This window comes from Streptomyces sp. SudanB52_2052, from assembly GCF_964272415.1.
Lineage (GTDB): Bacteria > Actinomycetota > Actinomycetes > Streptomycetales > Streptomycetaceae > Streptomyces > Streptomyces olindensis.
This window is the reverse complement of the sequence record NZ_OZ186796.1, coordinates 1,252,359-1,268,333: the sequence shown is the minus strand read 5'-3', so window position 1 is coordinate 1,268,333 and position 15,975 is coordinate 1,252,359. Positions and strand designations below refer to the sequence as shown.

The window sequence follows — 15,975 nt, the reverse complement described above, 5'->3', positions numbered from 1 at the left end:
CTAGCCGGGTTGCGGCTCGCTGCGGATCACCGCGAAGCGTGCCCCGTACGGGTCGGACAGCTTGGCGACGCGGCCGACGCCGGGGAAGTCGGTGGCGGGCATGCGGACCGTGCCGCCCAGCTCCTGTGCCCGGGCGACGGTGGCGTCCGTGTCGCCGACATCGAAGTACGGCAGCCAGTGGGCCTCCTGCTCGCCCGGGTCGTCGGCCAGCGGTACGACACCGCCGAACATGGCGTCCTCGCCCTCACCGGCCGGGTTGAACGTCGTGTACGTGCCGCCGGGGAAGTCGACGCCGGCCGTCTCCAGGCCGAGCACCGAGTGGTAGAAGGCGGCCGCGGCGGGGACGTCCGCCGTGTACAGCTCGATCCAGCACAGGGAGCCGGGCTCCTGGACGACCTCCAGGCCCTTGTTCCGGCCCGGCTGCCACAGGCCGAAGGGCACCCCGGCCTGGTCGGCGAGGATCGCCATGCGGCCCAGGTCCTGCACGTCCATCGGCTGCACCAGCACCGTGCCGTGTGCCTGCTCGGCCGCCCGTGCCGTGGCGTCCGCGTCCGGGGCCTGGAAGTACACCGTCCAGGAGGGCGGGCCCTGCTCCGGCGTGGTCTGCATGCCCCCGGCGGTCGTCCGGCCGCCGAGCTGGAAGAGGCCGTACCCGCCGACCTCGGGACCGCCCGGCTGGAACCGCCAGCCGAACAGGCCGCCGTAGAAGGCGGCGGCGCCGTCGATGTCGGGTGCGCCGAGATCGATCCAGTTCGGAGCACCGGTGACAAAACGGGTGGTGAGCATCGTCGCCCTCCTCGCACGGGGTCCCGTCGTCTGCTCTGCCGAGTCTCGCACCGCCCACGGACAACCGCCGCCGGAGCGCCGGGCCGCCGGACGCGTTTCACTCGTTCCCGCGCGCCGCCGTGCGCCGGTCCGTCCGGCGGGCGACCATCGAGGCCGGCCGGGGGCCCGTGAACGCGGTGTTGATCCCGCGTTGATCGAACGTTTTGCGCCGTCCGGGACGCTTCCGGACATGCACATCGACACCATCACCTCGCCCGAACTCGCCTGGCAGCAGGAGGCGTTGTGCGCGCAGACCGGGGCGGAGTTCTTCTTCCCCGAGCCCGGCAGCTCGGTACGGGAGGCGAAGCGGATCTGCGGTCTGTGCCCCATCCGTCCGGCCTGCCTGGAGTACGCGCTGAGCAACGACGAGCGCTTCGGCGTCTGGGGCGGTCTGTCGGAGAAGGAGCGGCTGGAGCTGCGGCGCACGTCCCGCTAGCCGCACGCAGGCGCGCGGCCCCGGGAAGGTGTCGTCCCGCGAGCACCCCGGGACACACCGGGAGGCCCCGACCGCTCGTGGCGGTCGGGGCCTCCCGGTCGCGTCTGCCCGGTTGCCGTCAGGCCCCGGCGCGGGCCGCCATGCGGGCCTTGCGCGCGGCCAGCTTCTCGTCGAACTTCGCCGCCTCGGAGTCCAGGCCGCCCATGAACAGACCGAGCTCCTCCTGCGCCTTGCGGCCCTCCGGGCCCAGGCCGTCGATCTCCATGATCTTCAGGAAGCGCAGCACGGGCTGGAGCACGTCGTCGTGGTGGATGCGCAGGTTGTAGACCTCGCCGATCGCCATCTGCGCGGCGGCCCGCTCGAAGCCGGGGATGCCGTGGCCGGGCATCCGGAAGTTCACGACCACGTCCCGCACGGCCTGCATGGTCAGGTCGGGGGCGAGCTCGAACGCGGCCTTCAGCAGGTTCCGGTAGAAGACCATGTGCAGGTTCTCGTCGGTCGCGATCCGGGCCAGCATGCGGTCGCAGACCGGGTCGCCGGACTGGTGGCCGGTGTTGCGGTGCGAGATGCGGGTGGCCAGCTCCTGGAACGCGACGTAGGCGATCGAGTGCAGCATCGAGTGGCGGTTGTCCGACTCGAAGCCCTCGCTCATGTGGGACATCCGGAACTGCTCCAGCTTGTCCGGGTCCACGGCGCGTGAGGTGAGCAGGTAGTCGCGCATCACGATGCCGTGCCGGCCCTCCTCCGCGGTCCAGCGGTGCACCCAGGTGCCCCAGGCGCCGTCGCGGCCGAACAGCGAGGCGATCTCGTGGTGGTAGCTGGGCAGGTTGTCCTCGGTCAGCAGGTTGACGACGAGCGCGATGCGGCCGATCTCGGTGACCTTGGACTGCTCCTTCTCCCAGGCCTCGCCGTCCTCGAAGAGGCCGGGGAAGTTGCGCCCGTCGCTCCACGGCACGTACTCGTGCGGCATCCAGTCCTTGGCGACCTGAAGATGCCGGTTGAGTTCCTTCTCGACCACTTCCTCCAGTGCGTACAGCAGCTGAGCGTCGGTCCAGGCGCCGGCGGGGCTGCCGAGGTGGGGAGTGGTGATCGTCATGGACTCTCCAGGGGGACATGCGTACGAGCGGTGTGCAGAAACCTACGGCATCGTAGGCTACGTTGCCGTAGGTTACGAGGCCGTAGGTTAAGAATGCTGTAAAGGCCCCTGATCAGCGATGTCGTCCGCATGCGTGCCACGCCCTCCGGACCCGCAGGTCGGCGGCCGGACGGGCCGTCCGCTCAGGCGCTCAGACATACAGCTCCCGCAGCCGCACGGAGAGGCATGTCACACATCCTTCGAGCTTCTCGAACTCGCTGATGTCCACGACGACCGGTTCGTACCCCAGGTCCGCGAACAGCTCCGCGGTCTTCGGCGCGCTCGCCGCCATCAGCAGCTTGTCCCCGCCGAGCAGCACGACGTGCGCCCCGGACTCCTCGGGCACCGGCAGGAAACGCGCGAACAGGGAGGGCGCGTCCATCTTCGGGATGTGCCCGATGACCGTCCCGTCGGGCAGTGCCGTGACCGCCGTCTTCAGGTGCAGCACCTTGCTCACGGGTACGGCGACGACCCGAGCGCCCAGCGGCTCGAACGCGGCGCGCAGCTGTTGGACCCCGGCGGCGTTGGTGCGGCCGCCGCGGCCCACGTAGACGGTGTCGCCGATCTTCAGGACGTCGCCGCCGTCCAGCGTGCCCGGGTCCCATATCCAGTTCACCGAGCAGCCCAGACCGGCCACGGCCTCCTCGACCCCGGCGGTCTCCTCGCGCCGCGACTCGGCGCCCGGGCGGGCGATCAGCGCCACGTTCCTGTACATCACGACCGTGTCCTCGACGAACACCGAGTCCGGGCAGTCGTCGGCCGGGTCCACCTCGATGGTCTCCCAGCCGTGCGTGCGCAGGGCCTGCACGTACGCCTCCCACTGCTCGACCGCGAGGTCGGCGTCGACCCGCTCCCGCTCGATGTGGGTCACCAGCCCTTCGGCGAGTCGCGGGCTGGGGCGGCGGACGAGGGCCTTCTTGCTGGGCACGAGCGTGACTCCGTATCGGATGGGACGTGTCTGGACCGCACCGACGGAGCTTCCGGGATCGACCGGAGCGCATCGGGCGTCGGCCGACCATCATGCAGGGCGAACGGAGGAGAGGACACCCCCGGGGGAGGGGCTGGAGCGCCGGCAGCGCGGGACCGTCCAGCCCGCCCGACCACCCGCCCCCGCTCAACCCCCCGAACCGACCCCCTCCGCATCCCGCCGCTGAGCCGGTGTCGTGGCGGCGGCGCCGGCGGTGTCGGTTCCCTCCCTCTCGTCCCTGCGGAGGCACTCGATCAGGTAGTCGCCGTGGTCGGGGTCGCGGGTCACCCCGTGCGTCTCGCTGCCGAACCCGGGAAAGCGGCGGTCGAAGGACTCCAGGGCGCTCAGGTACCGCAGGAGCGGGGCGTCCGCCGCGCCGATGTTCTCGCCGGGCATGAGCACCGGGATGCCGGGCGGTGTCACGGTGACCATCGCCGCGGCGACCCGGCCCGGCGCGTCGGCCAGGCGCAGCCGTTCCGTGCCGCCGCGGATCAGGCGCTGGTAGCACTGCTGCGGCGGGGCGACGGGCTCCGGGAGTTCCCGGAAGGCGGTGTCGAGGAGTTCCACCAGGCGGGCCTCGCGCAGGTGGTCGTGCATCTCCTGGCAGAGGGCACGCAGGGTCAGCCCGGTGTAGCGCCGCGGGTGTTCGGCGACCAGGCCGGGCAGCACGCGGTCGAGCGGGACGTCACCGTCGTAGAGGTCCTTGAAGTCCATGAGGGCGTCCAGCAGCGTGCCCCACTTGCCCTTGGTGATGCCCATGGAGAACAGCACCAGCGTGGTGTAGCTGTCGGTCTTCTCCACGACGATGCCGCGCGTGGCCAGGTACGCGGTGAGCACCCGGGCCGGGATGCCCCGCTCGGCCATCTCGCCCGTCGCGCTGATCCCGGGGCAGGTCAGGGTGACCTTGATCGGGTCGAGCATGCAGTAGCCGTCGGTCAGCCCGGGGAAGCCGTGCCAGTCCGCGCCGGGTTCGAGGTGCCAGCAGGAGGGCTCCGACCCCAGCAGCTCCGGCGGCGCCTCCTCGAAGGGCAGGCGCGCCCCGGTCGCCGGGTCGGTCACCTCGTCCGGCTGCCACACCCCGAAGAACCACGGCGGCCGGTCGCCCGCGGCCTCGATCCGCCGCCCGATCCGCACCATCTCCTGGCGGAACCGGACCGCCTCGGTCACCGCCTCGTCGACCAGCCACTGCCCCTGCGGCCCGTCCATCATCGCCGTGGCCACGTCCAGCGAGGCGATCATCGGGTACAGCGGCGACGTCGTGCCGTGCATCATCAGTGCCTCGTTGAACCGGTCGTGCTCCACCGGCGCCCGTGGCCCGGGCCGCACGTGCACCATGGCGCCCTGCGACAGCGCCGCCAGCAGCTTGTGCGTGGACTGGGTCGCGAAGACCGTCGGCCGGTCGGGGCCGGGGAAGGTCTCCTCGTCCACCGACATGCCGTACCGGCCCGCGTACAGCGGATGGAAGCGGGCGTACGCGAACCACGCCTCGTCGAAGTGCAGCCGGGGCGTGCCCGCGGCGAAGGCCCGGGCCGCCGCCACCGCGTCGTAGCACAGGCCGTCGTACGTGGAGTTGGTGAACACCGCGTACTGGGCGCGTGAGGACACGGCGTCCGCCGCCAGGGGGCTCGCGGCGATGCGCGCCGCCACCGAGTCCGCCGCGATCTCGGCCGGCGGCAGCGGTCCCGCGAGGCCGTAGCCGTTGCGGGTGGGGACCAGGTACACCGGCCGGGCGCCGGAGACGACCAGGCCGTGCAGGACCGACTTGTGGCAGTTGCGGTCCACCAGGGCGATCTCGTCGCGGGTCACGCTGAAGTGCCCGACCAGGCGGTTGCACGTGGAGTCGCCGTGCAGCACGAAGTACGTGTGGTCGGAGCCGAAGACCCGCGCGGCGTTGCGCTCCGCCTCGCCGATCGGGCCGGTGTGCTCGAACAGCGAGCCGAGCTCCTCCACCGAGATCGACAGGTCGCTGCGGAGCAGCCGCTCCCCGAAGTAGTCGTGGAAGGCCCGGCCCACGGGCGACTTCAGGAAGGCGACCCCACCGGAGTGCGCGGGGGTGTGCCACGAGTACTCGTGCGCGTCGTCGAAGCGCCGCAGCGCCTTGAAGAACGGCGGCAGCAGGGCTTCCTGGTAGGCGCGCGCGGCGGTGGTGATCCGCCCCGCGATGAACGCCGGCGTGTCCTCCAGCGGCCACACGTAGCCCACGACCGACTTCGACACCCACAGCGGCAGGTCGCGCAGCCCCTCCTCGGCCATGAGCAGGAAGACGGGCAGGTTCTGGAAGCGGCGCCCGATCCGCCGCAGCACCGCCGCGCCGCCCGGTTCACCGTCGGTCTTCGGCCCCGCAGGGAGGTCCCAGGCGACGACCGCGGCGGCCAGGCCCGCCTCCGTCCTGAGCACCGCCTCGGCGTCGGCGACGCTCCCCGCCCAGCGGACCTGTAAGCCGCGTGCCCGGATCGCCTCGGCGATCCTCGCCACCTGCCCGGCGGCGGCACCGCCCGCCTCCGGGCGCCCCGCCTCCGCCACCGCCACCAGAACCGTGCTGTCGCCCATGCCGTTCCCCTCCCCGGTGGCCCGCGCCACCCCCCTTCCAGTGTTCGCGGACCCCGCACGCGTGATCGGCGGGCGGGCCGTCAAACCACCCCATCGGTGTGCGGCGCGGGCGGTGGCTTGACGAGTCATCAACACCCCCGGCTCCGGCATCCCCTCGGAGTACCTGATCAACCGTCATGCGGATCATTCACCTCGGCGGAGCCGTGTCGATCTTCCGACGTGTCGTTAGTCGTAGTGCACCGGCCGCACGGCCGGCGATCGATCCAGCGGAAGGAAACCGACACAGATGTACGGCACGCGGCGCATGGCGGTAGTGGCCTCGATCGTGGGGATGCTGATGGCCGTCCCCGCCGGCATGGCCACGGCCCATGCCGGTGACGGCGACGCGGGAGCGGGCGGAGTGCTCTCCAACGTCTCGGGCAGGAACTCCTCCGGCCACGCCAACCTCTGCGGAACCGGCAAGGTGGCGCTCTTCAAGGAGCGCACCTGCGTGACCGAGGACGACGGCAGGGGCGGCGGCGACCAGGCGGGTCCCGGCGGCGGTGTCCTGTCCAACCTGCTCTTCGCCCGGAACGCCTCGGGCCACAGCAACAACTGCGGCAACGAGACGGTCGCGGTGTTCAGCAGGACCACCTGCGTCACCGCGGACCGTTCCGGCCACTGAGCGGCGCGCAGCGACGGAAGAGAGGGGCCCCGGTGCCGTCGACTTCCTTGTGCGTGGGCGTGGTCGCGCCGCTGACGGGCCGGCTGGCCCCCCTCGGGGCACCGTTGTCGTACGTCCTGCGCAGACTCGCACCCCGGCTGGCGCACGTCCGCAACGGCGGCCGCCGCCACGACGTGACCGTCGCCGTGCGCGACAGCCGCTCGGATCCGGACGCGGCCCGGCGGGCCGTACGGGACCTGGCCGACAGGTACGGCGCCCACCTGGTACTCACCATGGCCGGAACCAGGGTCCTGCCCGCCGTCACGGCCGCCTGCGAAGGGGCCGGGGTCCCCTGTGTGTCCACCACGTTCCCCTGGCAGGCGTACGTCCACACCCGCGGGGCCGGGCCCGGGCACCGCTTCCGCTGGACGTACCACTTCGCGTGGGGGCTGGACGACATCGCCGCCGTCTTCGCCGACCTGTGGGAGGGCGTCGGCGGCACCGGCGCCGTCGGATGCCTGTGGAACGACGACCTGCAGGGCGACCTGCTGCGCCACGACCGGTACGGCTTCGCCCCGGTGACGTCCCCGCGCGGGCACACCCTGGTCGACCTCGGCGCCTACCGGGAACCGGCCGCCGGCTTCACCACGCAGGTCGAGCGGCTGCGCGAGCACGGCGCGGACCGCGTCACCAGCGCGGCCACGGCCACCGACCTCGCCCTCTTCCACCGCCGGGCCCGCGCGGCGGGGGTGCGGCCGCGGCTGATCACCTGCTCCCGCTGGCTGACCTACCCGCACACCCACACCACCCCCGCCACCGACGTCCACGGCGAACTCGCCGACGCCCGCGTGGCCACCCTCGTCTACTGGAGCCCGGACCACCCGTACCGCTCCGGCCTCGACGGCACCACGTGCGCCGAACTCGCCCACGCCTACCAGCAGGACACCGGAGCCGCCTGGCTCCAGCCCCTCGGCCTCGCCCACGCCCTGCTGGAGACCGCCCACCACGCCCTCACCGTGGCGGACGATCCCACCGACCGGGCCTCCGTCGCCCAGGCCCTCTCCGGCACCACCCTCGACACCATCGCCGGCCGCCTCGACTGGACACGCGGGCCGACCCCCAACATCGCGCTCCTCCCCCTGGCCGGCGGGCAGTGGCACCACGATCGGCACGGCCCCCGCCTCGCCGTCGTCAGCAACCGCGCCCACCCGGGCGTACGGCTCACCGGGGAGCTCACGCCGGCACGCTGACGTCCGCCCGGACCGCCCGCCGCAGGTGCTCCCCGGTGAACGACCCCTCCACCTCGAGGAGTTGTCGCGGTGTTCCCTCGAAGACGACCTCGCCGCCGTCCCTGCCGCCGTCCGGGCCGAGGTCGATCACCCAGTCGGCCCGGGCGACGACGACCAGGTTGTGTTCGACGACGACGACCGTGTTGCCCGTGTCGACCAGCCGGTCCAGCAGGGCGACGAGTCCCGCCACGTCCGCCATGTGCAGGCCCGTCGTCGGTTCGTCGAGGACGTACACCGCGCCCGTGCGGTGCAGTCGCGTGGCCAGCTTGATGCGCTGCCGCTCGCCGCCGGACAGCGTGGACAGGGGCTGGCCGAGCGTCAGATACGTGAGCCCGACGTCCCGCAGGGCGCGCAGCCGCCGTCGCAGGCCCGGGTCGTCGAAGAAGTCGAGCGCCTGCTCGGCCGTCATCTCCAGGACGTCGGCGATGGACCGGCCGCGGACGGTGAGCCGCAGCACCTCCTCCTTGAAGCGCCGTCCCTCGCAGTCGTGGCAGGTCGTCGTCACCGGGTCCATGAAGGCGAGGTCGGTGTAGATGATGCCCCGCCCCTCGCAGGTGCCGCAGGCGCCGCGGGAGTTGAAGCTGAACAGGCCCGCCTCGGCGCCCGTCCCGCGGGCGAAGACCTTCCGTACCGTGTCCATGATCCCCAGGTAGGTCGCCGGGGTGGACCGGCCGGAGATCCCGATCGACGACTGGTCGACGACCACGGCCTCGTCGTGGGTGGCGGTGAACTCCCCGACCAGGGTGCTCTTCCCGGACCCCGCGACCCCGGTGACCGCCGTGAGCACACCGGTCGGGAACCGCACGGTCACGTTCCGCAGGTTGTGCCGGTCGGCGCCCTTGACCCACAGCTCGCCGGTGGCCCGCCGCACCTCCTCCTTGACCGCCGGACGCCGGCGCAGACAGCGCCCGGTGAGCGTGTCCGAAGCAGCCAACTCCTTCGGCGTCCCCGCGAACACCACCGTGCCGCCCCCGGTTCCGGCACCCGGCCCCATGTCGACGACGTGGTCGGCCAGCGCGATGACGTCCGGGTCGTGTTCGACGACCAGCACGGTGTTGCCCTTGTCGCGCAGCCGCAGGAGCAGATCGCCGAGCCGGCCCACGTCGCGCGGGTGCAGGCCGACGCTCGGCTCGTCGAAGATGTACGTCATGCCGGTCAGGCTGGAGCCGAGATGCCGCACGGTCTTCAGCCGCTGCCCCTCCCCGCCGCTGAGCGTGGCCGTCTCCCGGTCGAGGCTGAGATAACCGAGGCCGATCGCCTCGATCCGCTCCAGCGCCGCCACGGCCGCCCCCGCGATGGGTCCGGCGACCGGGTCGTCGATCTCCTTCAGTACGGTGATCAGGTCCGTGACCTGCATGCGCGCGCAGTCGGCGATCGACCGGCCGTCGATCCGGGTCGCGAGCGCCGCCGCGTTGAGCCGTGCTCCCCGGCAGGCCGGGCAGACGCCCTCCGTCAGGAACTCCCGGACCAGGTCACGGGTCTTCTGGCTCATGGCCGACAGGTCCCGCTTCAGGTACAGCCGCTCGAAGCGGTCGGCGAGGCCCTCGTACTCGGTGGTCCAGGTGCCGCCGCTGCCGTTGACGGTGACCTTGCTGCCGGGCCGCCCGCGCATCAGGAACTCCCGTTCGGCGGCGGTGAACCGCCCCACCGGCTTGTCCGGGTCGAGGTCGGCGCTGTTGGTGTACGCCTGGCCCTGCCACGTCCCCGCGGCGAACGGCGGGAAGCGGACCGCCCCGTCGGCGAGCGAGCGCTCCGGGTCCAGGATGCGGTCCCAGTCGGGCCGTACCGTCCGGCCCAGGCCGTCGCAGTCGGGGCACATGCCCGACGGGTCGTTGAACGAGTACGCCGTGGCCGGCCCGGCGCTCGGGGTGCCGTGCCGGGAGAACAGGACGCGGATCACCGAGTAGACGTCCGTCATGGTGCCGACCGTCGACCGGGAGTGGCCGCCGACCGGCCGCTGGTCGACGACGATCGCGGGGGTGAGGTCCTCCAGGCCGTCCGCGTGCGGCCGCTCGAACTTGGGCAGCCGGTTGCGGACGAACCACGGATACGTCTCGTTCAGCTGGCGCTGCGACTCCACCGCGATCGTGTCGAAGACGACCGACGACTTCCCCGACCCCGAAACGCCGGTGAACACGGTCAGCCGGCCTTTCGGGATGCGGAGGGTGACGTCCTTGAGGTTGTTCTCGCGGGCTCCGGTCAGGGTGATGAATTCGGGCATGCGGCCGACGCTAGGCGGAATACCCGACAGCCTCTGGCGTGATTTCCCGCAGTTCTCCCTCCTCCAGCAGCAGCCAGCGGGTGATGCCGATCGACTCCAGGAACGGCAGGTCGTGACTGGCCACGATCAGCGCCCCCTCGTACGAGTCCAGGGCCGTGGTCAGCTGTCGCACGCTGGCCATGTCGAGGTTGTTGGTCGGCTCGTCCAGCAGGAGCAGCTGCGGCGCGGGCTCGGCCAGCATCAGGGCGGCCAGCGCCGCCCGGAAGCGTTCGCCGCCCGACAGCGTCGCCGCCTGCTGGTCGGCCCGCGCGCCCCGGAACAGGAAGCGGGCCAGCCGCGCCCGGATCCGGTTGTTGGTGGCGCCCGGCGCGAACCGGGCCACGTTCTCGGCGACCGTCCGCTCCCCGTCCAGGACGTCGAGCCGCTGCGGCAGGAACCGCAGCGGGACGTGCGCCGTCACCTCGCCCGCCTCCGGAGCCAGCTCCCCGGCGACCGTGCGCAGCAGCGTGGTCTTGCCCGCGCCGTTGCGCCCGATCAGCGCGACCCGCTCGGGGCCGCGCAGCTCGAACCCGCCCTTGACCCGGGCGCCGTACCGGAGCCCGAGGTCCTGGAGGGTGAGGACGGTACGCCCCGGAGGGACGGCCGTGAACGGCAGGTCGACGCGGATCTCGTCGTCGTCCCGTACGGCCTCCACCGCCTCGTCGAGCCGCTCCCTGGCCTCGGCGAGCTTCTCCTCGTGCATGATCCGGTGCTTGCCCGCGGAGACCTGGGCCGCGCGGCTCCTGAGCTTCATGACGGCCCGGGGTTCGCGCTTGGTGTCGTACATCTTCTGCGCGTACCGCTTGCGGCGGGCCAGTTTGACCTGGGCGTCGGTCAGTTCGCGTTTCTGTCGGCGGAAGTCGGCCTCGGCGACGCGCACCATGCGCTCGGCCGCCTCCTGTTCGGTCTCCAAGGCCTCCTCGTAGGCCGAATAGTTGCCGCCGTACCAGGTGATCTCGCCGGAGCGCAGGTCGGCGATCTGGTCGGCGAGGTCCAGCAGTTCCCGGTCGTGGCTGACGACGACCAGTACGCCCGGCCAGGCCTGGACGGCCGCGTACAGCCGCCTGCGGGCGTACAGGTCGAGGTTGTTGGTCGGCTCGTCCAGCAGCAGCACGTCGGGCCGGCGCAGCAACAGCGCGGCCAGGCGCAGCAGGACCGACTCGCCGCCCGAGACCTCGCCGATGGTGCGGTCCAACCCGATGTGCCCGAGGCCGAGTTCGCCGAGAGTGGCCAGGGCGCGCTCCTCGACGTCCCAGTCGTCGCCGACGGTCTCGAAGTGCGCCTCGGACACGTCGCCCGCCTCGATGGCGTGCAGCGCGGCCCGCCGGTCGGCGATGCCGAGCGCCTCGTCGACGCGCAGGGTCGTGTCGAGGGTGACGTTCTGCGGGAGGTATCCGACCTCGCCGGCCACGCGGACGGTGCCGTCGGCCGGGGTGAGTTCACCGGCGATCAGCTTCAACAGGGTTGATTTGCCGGACCCGTTGACACCGACCAGACCGGTCCGGCCGGGGCCGAACGCGACGTCCAGGTCCTCGAAGACGGGGGAGCCGTCGGGCCAGGTGAACGACAGGGAAGTGACGGTGATGGAAGTAGGCATGTGGGCCTCACTCGCGGTTGCTCGAAGCGGTCGGGGGCAAACGCGTGTCGAGACACCTGCGACCAGGAGAGAGGCGCCACGGGTATGAGGAAAGCCCTGCACCGGAGGACGGCTCGATCGCCGAGGTCGCACGCAGCACACCCACACCGGACAGGTGTGAGGCGGCGGTGTCTCAGGACCTCAGACGAGCAACGTCCTTCTCCAATCGACGGCAACAGGACCGCTGTACACCGTAGGAACGGGCGTGGAGCCTGTCAACGGATTAACGTGAAGCCCGATCTCCCCGCCCCGAGGAGGCCCCGTGCCCCACGGCCCGCTCTCGCCGCCGGCCCGGCTCTGCCTGCTCGCCTGGGACACCGCACGGCCCGGGGCCATCGCCCGGCTGTCCGCCCTGGTGCGGGCCGGGGCCCTCGTGGAGCTGGCCCGGGGCGGCCTGCTCACCGACGAGGACGGCATCGCCACGCCGGTCGACCTGGACGCGGCCGCGGGTGACGCGGTCCTCGACGGGCTGCTGGAACTCGTCCGCGAGTCGTGCCCGCACCCCTGGCGGACCTGGGTGACGCTGCGGGCGCGGGTCACCCTCGACGCCGTGCGCGAGCAGCTGGTGGCCGAGGGGTGGCTGCGGGCGGAGAAGAAGCGGGTCCTCGGCGTGTTCCCGTCCGTGGAGTACGCGCTGGAGCGTGTCGCCGCCGTGGACGCGCTGCGGGAGGAGACGCGGCAGGTCCTCCTGGGGCCGTCGCCGGTCACCGAGGTCGGTGGGCGGGACGCCGCGGTCGCCGCGCTCGCGGCTGCGGCGGACCTCTTCGGCGAGGACTTCGGCGCCCTCGAGCAGCGCGTCGAGGAGCTGACCGAGCGGGCGGGGGCGGCGTCGCCCGGGGTGGCGCGCATCGTGCGCGACGTGCGCGCGGCGGTGTCCGCGGCGACGACGGCACCCGCGTCCCCCTGACCCCGCCGCTGCCGGATCCTTTCCGCCGGGCCCGTGCCTGCCGGATGCTTTCCGCCGACCGTGCTTCGCCGGACGAGGTGCCGCAGGGTGAAACCGGGACGATCCGACGCCGCCGCCCCGGGACCGTCAGTTCAGCAGGCGTCCCGCATCAGCTCGGCGAGGTCGTGGTCCAGATCCAGCTGGAGGTGCTCCAGACCGACGGGCACGAGCTCGCTCGTGGCCTCCAGGAACCGGCGCACCTCGCTCGAGCGGACGTGCACCACGGCGGTGCCCTCCGGGGCGTGGAACTCCAGCACCGTGCGGTCGTACCCGTACGGCCGCACCCGCACGTCGCCATGGCCCTCGGGGTCCTTCAGACCCGCGGCGAGCAGCTCGCGGGAGAAGGTCCAGCAGACCTCGACGCCCTCCAGCGTGGCCGGGGCGGGGAAGGTCATGCGGACGGCGAACGGGTCACGCCGGTCGTAGTGCAGCGTCGCGGGAATGCTCGGCATACGCGGCGCGGCGGCGACGAGGCGGGCCTCCACAGGCTGCTCGATGACGATGGACAACGCCTTGCTCCCTTGTGACGGCGACGGACACTTCCGGGCGGATGAGGCCGGGCAATGGAAGAGACGACGGAATCAGCCAATCCGTGCACACGAAGAGCGAGTGACCTCTGTCACCGCGTTCATGCACGGGAGTGACATGGCTCTCCTCGTGGGTCACGCCGGGCACTTGTGGTGCCCGGCGGAACACCCGGGGCACCCGCGAGGCCGTCTGGACGGCCCCCGGGCGGTGGGCTAGCTTCCCCGGCCATGAGGCGCTTGGGGAGCACGCGACGGACGGGACGGACACGACGAGGGATGATCGCGGCGGCGGCGTGCGCGGCGGCCCTGGCCGCGACGGCCGCCGCACCGGCACACGAGCCGGAGCGCCGGGTGCCGCACTGGCAACTGAAGGACACCGGCACGCCGGACGTACGGTTCCGCGGCCTGGCCGCCGTCAGCCGGAACACCGCCTGGGCCGCCGGCACCGGAGGCACCGTCCTGCGCACCACGGACGGCGGCGCGACCTGGCGGAACGTCTCGCCCCCGGGCGCCGGGGAGGTGCAGTTCCGGGACGTCGAGGCGTTCGACGCGCGCCGGGCCGTCGTCCTGGCCATCGGCGAGGGCGAGGCGTCCCGCGTGTACCGCACCGACGACGGCGGAGCGACCTGGACGGAGTCCTTCCGCAACACCGACCCGAAGGCCTTCTACGACTGCATGGCCTTCTTCGACCACCGCCACGGCCTCGCGATGAGCGACCCGGTGGACGGTAAGTTCCGCATCCTGTCCACCGGCGACGGCGGCCGCACCTGGACGGTGCTGCCGACCGCGGGCATGCCGGCCGCGCAGGAGGGCGAGGCCGGGTTCGCGGCGAGCGGCCAGTGCCTGGTGACGTCCGGGCCGAGGGACGTCTGGCTCGCCACCGGCGGGGCCGCACGCGCGCGTGTCCTCCACTCCGCCGACCGGGGACGCACCTGGACGGCCGCCGACACGCCCCTCCCGGCGGGCGACCCCGCGCGTGGCGTCTTCGCGCTGGCCTTCGCCGCCCGCACCCATGGCCTCGCCGTCGGCGGCGACTTCCGCCCCGACCAGCCCGCACCGCGCGCCGCCGCCCGCACCGCCGACGGCGGGCACACCTGGCGCCCCGCCGCCACACCCCCGACCGCCTACCGCTCCGGCGTGACCTGGCTCCCGCACAGCCGCACGGCCGCCCTCGCCGTCGGCCCCACCGGCACCGACCTCACCACGGACGGCGGCCACACCTGGCGGACGGTCGACACGGGCTCCTACGACACCGTCGACTGCGCCACGGACCAAGGGTGCTGGGCGTCCGGAGAGAAGGGGCGCGTTGCCCGCCTGGAGCATTGGGTGAGCGGTATGTCCTGATTGTTGGCAGTGTGGGTACTCGTTCACTGAAGCTGAAAGGAAGTGAGCGGTCATGCCACGCGGTTCGAGCTCCAAGCGGGAGCGCCAGTACGAGCACATCGAGAAGAGCGCGCAGGACCGGGGCGAGAGCACCGGCCGCGCCAAGGAGATCGCCTCGCGGACGGTGAACAAGGAACGCGCCCGCTCCGGCGAGTCGAAGACGGCCAGCCGCACGTCGACGAAGGACATGTCGTCGAGCAAGCGCGGCGGCCAGCGGTCGGGGCAGGGCTCCCAGGGCCCCACCTACGACCAGCTGTACCAGGAGGCCAAGCGCAAGGGCGTCGAGGGCCGTTCCAGCATGAACAAGAGCCAGCTGCAGCGCGCCCTGGGCAAGTGAGGCACGTGCCGGACGAGGCCGGCGGGGTCCCCTGACCCCGCCGGCCTTCGCGCTGCCCCGAGGGCCCGCCGTCGGGATCATGCCGGCGTCGACAGGCCCTGAGGTCGACAGGCCCTAGGCTCGGGATCACCATGACGACCGTACGCACCCCCGAAGACTGGCCCGCCACCGAGGAACAGGCCCGCGCCGTCCAGGACCAACTGCGGGCCCGGCTGATCCTCGACGAAACGGGACCGCCGCCCGGCACGGGCCGGGTGACCGGGGTCGACGTCGCCTACGACGACGAACGGGACGTCGTGGCGGCGGCAGCGGTCGTGCTGGACGCCTCCAGTCTCGACGTCGTCGCCGAGGCCACGGCGGTGGGCCGGGTCTCCTTCCCCTACGTGCCCGGACTGCTCGCCTTCCGTGAGCTCCCCACGGTCCTCGCCGCGCTCGACGCCCTGCCGTGCCCGCCCGGCCTGGTCGTCTGCGACGGCTACGGCCTCGCCCACCCCCGCCGCTTCGGCCTCGCCTGCCACCTCGGCGTGCTGACCGGCCTGCCCACGATCGGCGTCGCGAAGAACCCGTTCACCTTCACCTACGACGACCCGGACACCCCGCGCGGCAGCAGCTCCCCGCTGCTCGCCGGCACCGAGGAGGTCGGCCGCGCCCTGCGCACCCGGGACGCGGTCAAGCCGGTCTTCGTCTCCGTGGGCCACCGCGTGTCCCTGGCCGGTGCCTGCGCGCACACCCTCGCGCTGACCCCCGGATACCGCCTCCCGGAGACCACGCGCAGGGCGGACGCGCTGTGCCGGAAGGCGCTGCGGGAGACCTACTCCGCCTGATCCTCCACCCGCCAGCGGCCCACCTCGCGGTACTCCGAGTCGTACACGGGCGACCCGTCCCCGGGTCGGAGCGCGTAGTGGTGCAGATTGCCGCCCCAGTACCTGAGGATCCGGCCCAGCTCGCCCGCCGGGTCCCTCGTCAACGCGGCGTCGTCCATGGTGACTTCGAGAAGGAACTTCATGCCTTCAAGGGTTTCATTGAAGTCCTTATTGGCAC

The 15,975-nt window shown here is 72.5% G+C and carries 15 protein-coding genes; 7 read left to right on the top strand and 8 right to left on the bottom strand.

Annotation, left to right across the window (positions count from 1 at the left end; all coding sequences use genetic code 11):
• A complete protein-coding gene (locus ACSUPV_RS05510) occupies positions 1–786 on the bottom strand; it encodes a VOC family protein (RefSeq protein ID WP_436947036.1) in 786 nt (261 codons plus the stop codon).
• A 229-nt stretch (positions 787–1,015) separates the two neighbouring features.
• On the opposite strand from ACSUPV_RS05510, the gene ACSUPV_RS05505 reads away from it, so the two are divergent.
• Positions 1,016–1,261, top strand: coding sequence for a WhiB family transcriptional regulator (locus tag ACSUPV_RS05505; RefSeq protein ID WP_031112647.1), 246 nt, complete (start codon positions 1,016–1,018; stop codon positions 1,259–1,261).
• A gap of 118 nt (positions 1,262–1,379) precedes the next feature.
• Here ACSUPV_RS05505 and ACSUPV_RS05500 read toward each other — a convergent pair whose 3' ends face one another.
• The 3 genes from ACSUPV_RS05500 to ACSUPV_RS05490 form a co-directional block, all read right to left on the bottom strand.
• On the bottom strand, positions 1,380–2,357 hold the full coding sequence (locus tag ACSUPV_RS05500; RefSeq protein ID WP_031112649.1) for an acyl-ACP desaturase: 978 nt from the start codon (positions 2,355–2,357) through the stop codon (positions 1,380–1,382).
• A gap of 190 nt (positions 2,358–2,547) precedes the next feature.
• A complete protein-coding gene (gene ddaH, locus ACSUPV_RS05495) occupies positions 2,548–3,324 on the bottom strand; it encodes a dimethylargininase (RefSeq protein ID WP_031112651.1) in 777 nt (258 codons plus the stop codon).
• Positions 3,325–3,510: 186 nt separating this feature from the next.
• Positions 3,511–5,913: an Orn/Lys/Arg decarboxylase N-terminal domain-containing protein gene (locus ACSUPV_RS05490; RefSeq protein ID WP_037769611.1), complete on the bottom strand. Its 2,403-nt coding sequence runs from the start codon at positions 5,911–5,913 to the stop codon at positions 3,511–3,513.
• 286 nt (positions 5,914–6,199) lie between these two features.
• On the opposite strand from ACSUPV_RS05490, the gene ACSUPV_RS05485 reads away from it, so the two are divergent.
• Both ACSUPV_RS05485 and ACSUPV_RS05480 read left to right on the top strand, forming a co-directional pair.
• Entirely contained in the window at positions 6,200–6,577 is a 378-nt protein-coding gene (locus tag ACSUPV_RS05485; RefSeq protein WP_031112655.1) for a hypothetical protein, read from the top strand.
• A gap of 32 nt (positions 6,578–6,609) precedes the next feature.
• A complete protein-coding gene (locus ACSUPV_RS05480; protein WP_436947035.1) occupies positions 6,610–7,806 on the top strand; it encodes an ABC transporter substrate-binding protein in 1,197 nt (398 codons plus the stop codon).
• Here ACSUPV_RS05480 and ACSUPV_RS05475 read toward each other — a convergent pair.
• Both ACSUPV_RS05475 and ACSUPV_RS05470 read right to left on the bottom strand, forming a co-directional pair.
• Positions 7,790–10,066, bottom strand: coding sequence for an ATP-binding cassette domain-containing protein (locus ACSUPV_RS05475; protein ID WP_436947034.1), 2,277 nt, complete (start codon positions 10,064–10,066; stop codon positions 7,790–7,792). The two genes, ACSUPV_RS05480 and ACSUPV_RS05475, sit on opposite strands and share 17 nt — an antisense overlap.
• 10 nt (positions 10,067–10,076) lie before the next feature.
• Positions 10,077–11,702, bottom strand: coding sequence for an ABC-F family ATP-binding cassette domain-containing protein (locus ACSUPV_RS05470; RefSeq protein WP_037769318.1), 1,626 nt, complete (start codon positions 11,700–11,702; stop codon positions 10,077–10,079).
• 301 nt (positions 11,703–12,003) lie between these two features.
• Between ACSUPV_RS05470 and ACSUPV_RS05465 the strand changes: the two genes are divergently transcribed.
• Positions 12,004–12,648, top strand: a complete 645-nt coding sequence (locus ACSUPV_RS05465) for a GOLPH3/VPS74 family protein (protein ID WP_382610162.1) — start codon at positions 12,004–12,006, stop codon at positions 12,646–12,648.
• Positions 12,649–12,779: 131 nt separating this feature from the next.
• Here ACSUPV_RS05465 and ACSUPV_RS05460 read toward each other — a convergent pair whose 3' ends face one another.
• Complete coding sequence (locus ACSUPV_RS05460; protein WP_031112664.1) at positions 12,780–13,196, bottom strand: SsgA family sporulation/cell division regulator; 417 nt, start codon at positions 13,194–13,196, stop codon at positions 12,780–12,782.
• Positions 13,197–13,490: 294 nt separating this feature from the next.
• On the opposite strand from ACSUPV_RS05460, the gene ACSUPV_RS05455 reads away from it, so the two are divergent.
• The 3 genes from ACSUPV_RS05455 to ACSUPV_RS05445 all read left to right on the top strand — a co-directional run bounded on the left by ACSUPV_RS05455 (position 13,491) and on the right by ACSUPV_RS05445 (position 15,758).
• On the top strand, positions 13,491–14,558 hold the full coding sequence (locus ACSUPV_RS05455) for a WD40/YVTN/BNR-like repeat-containing protein (protein ID WP_436947033.1): 1,068 nt from the start codon (positions 13,491–13,493) through the stop codon (positions 14,556–14,558).
• Positions 14,559–14,610: 52 nt separating this feature from the next.
• Positions 14,611–14,934: a plasmid stabilization protein gene (locus ACSUPV_RS05450; protein WP_436947032.1), complete on the top strand. Its 324-nt coding sequence runs from the start codon at positions 14,611–14,613 to the stop codon at positions 14,932–14,934.
• Between the two features lie 131 nt (positions 14,935–15,065).
• Positions 15,066–15,758, top strand: a complete 693-nt coding sequence (locus ACSUPV_RS05445) for an endonuclease V (protein ID WP_031112669.1) — start codon at positions 15,066–15,068, stop codon at positions 15,756–15,758.
• On the opposite strand, the gene ACSUPV_RS05440 is transcribed toward ACSUPV_RS05445, so the two are convergent.
• Entirely contained in the window at positions 15,746–15,940 is a 195-nt protein-coding gene (locus ACSUPV_RS05440; RefSeq protein ID WP_382610157.1) for a hypothetical protein, read from the bottom strand. The genes ACSUPV_RS05445 and ACSUPV_RS05440 overlap by 13 nt on opposite strands.
• Positions 15,941–15,975 lie beyond the last annotated feature (35 nt).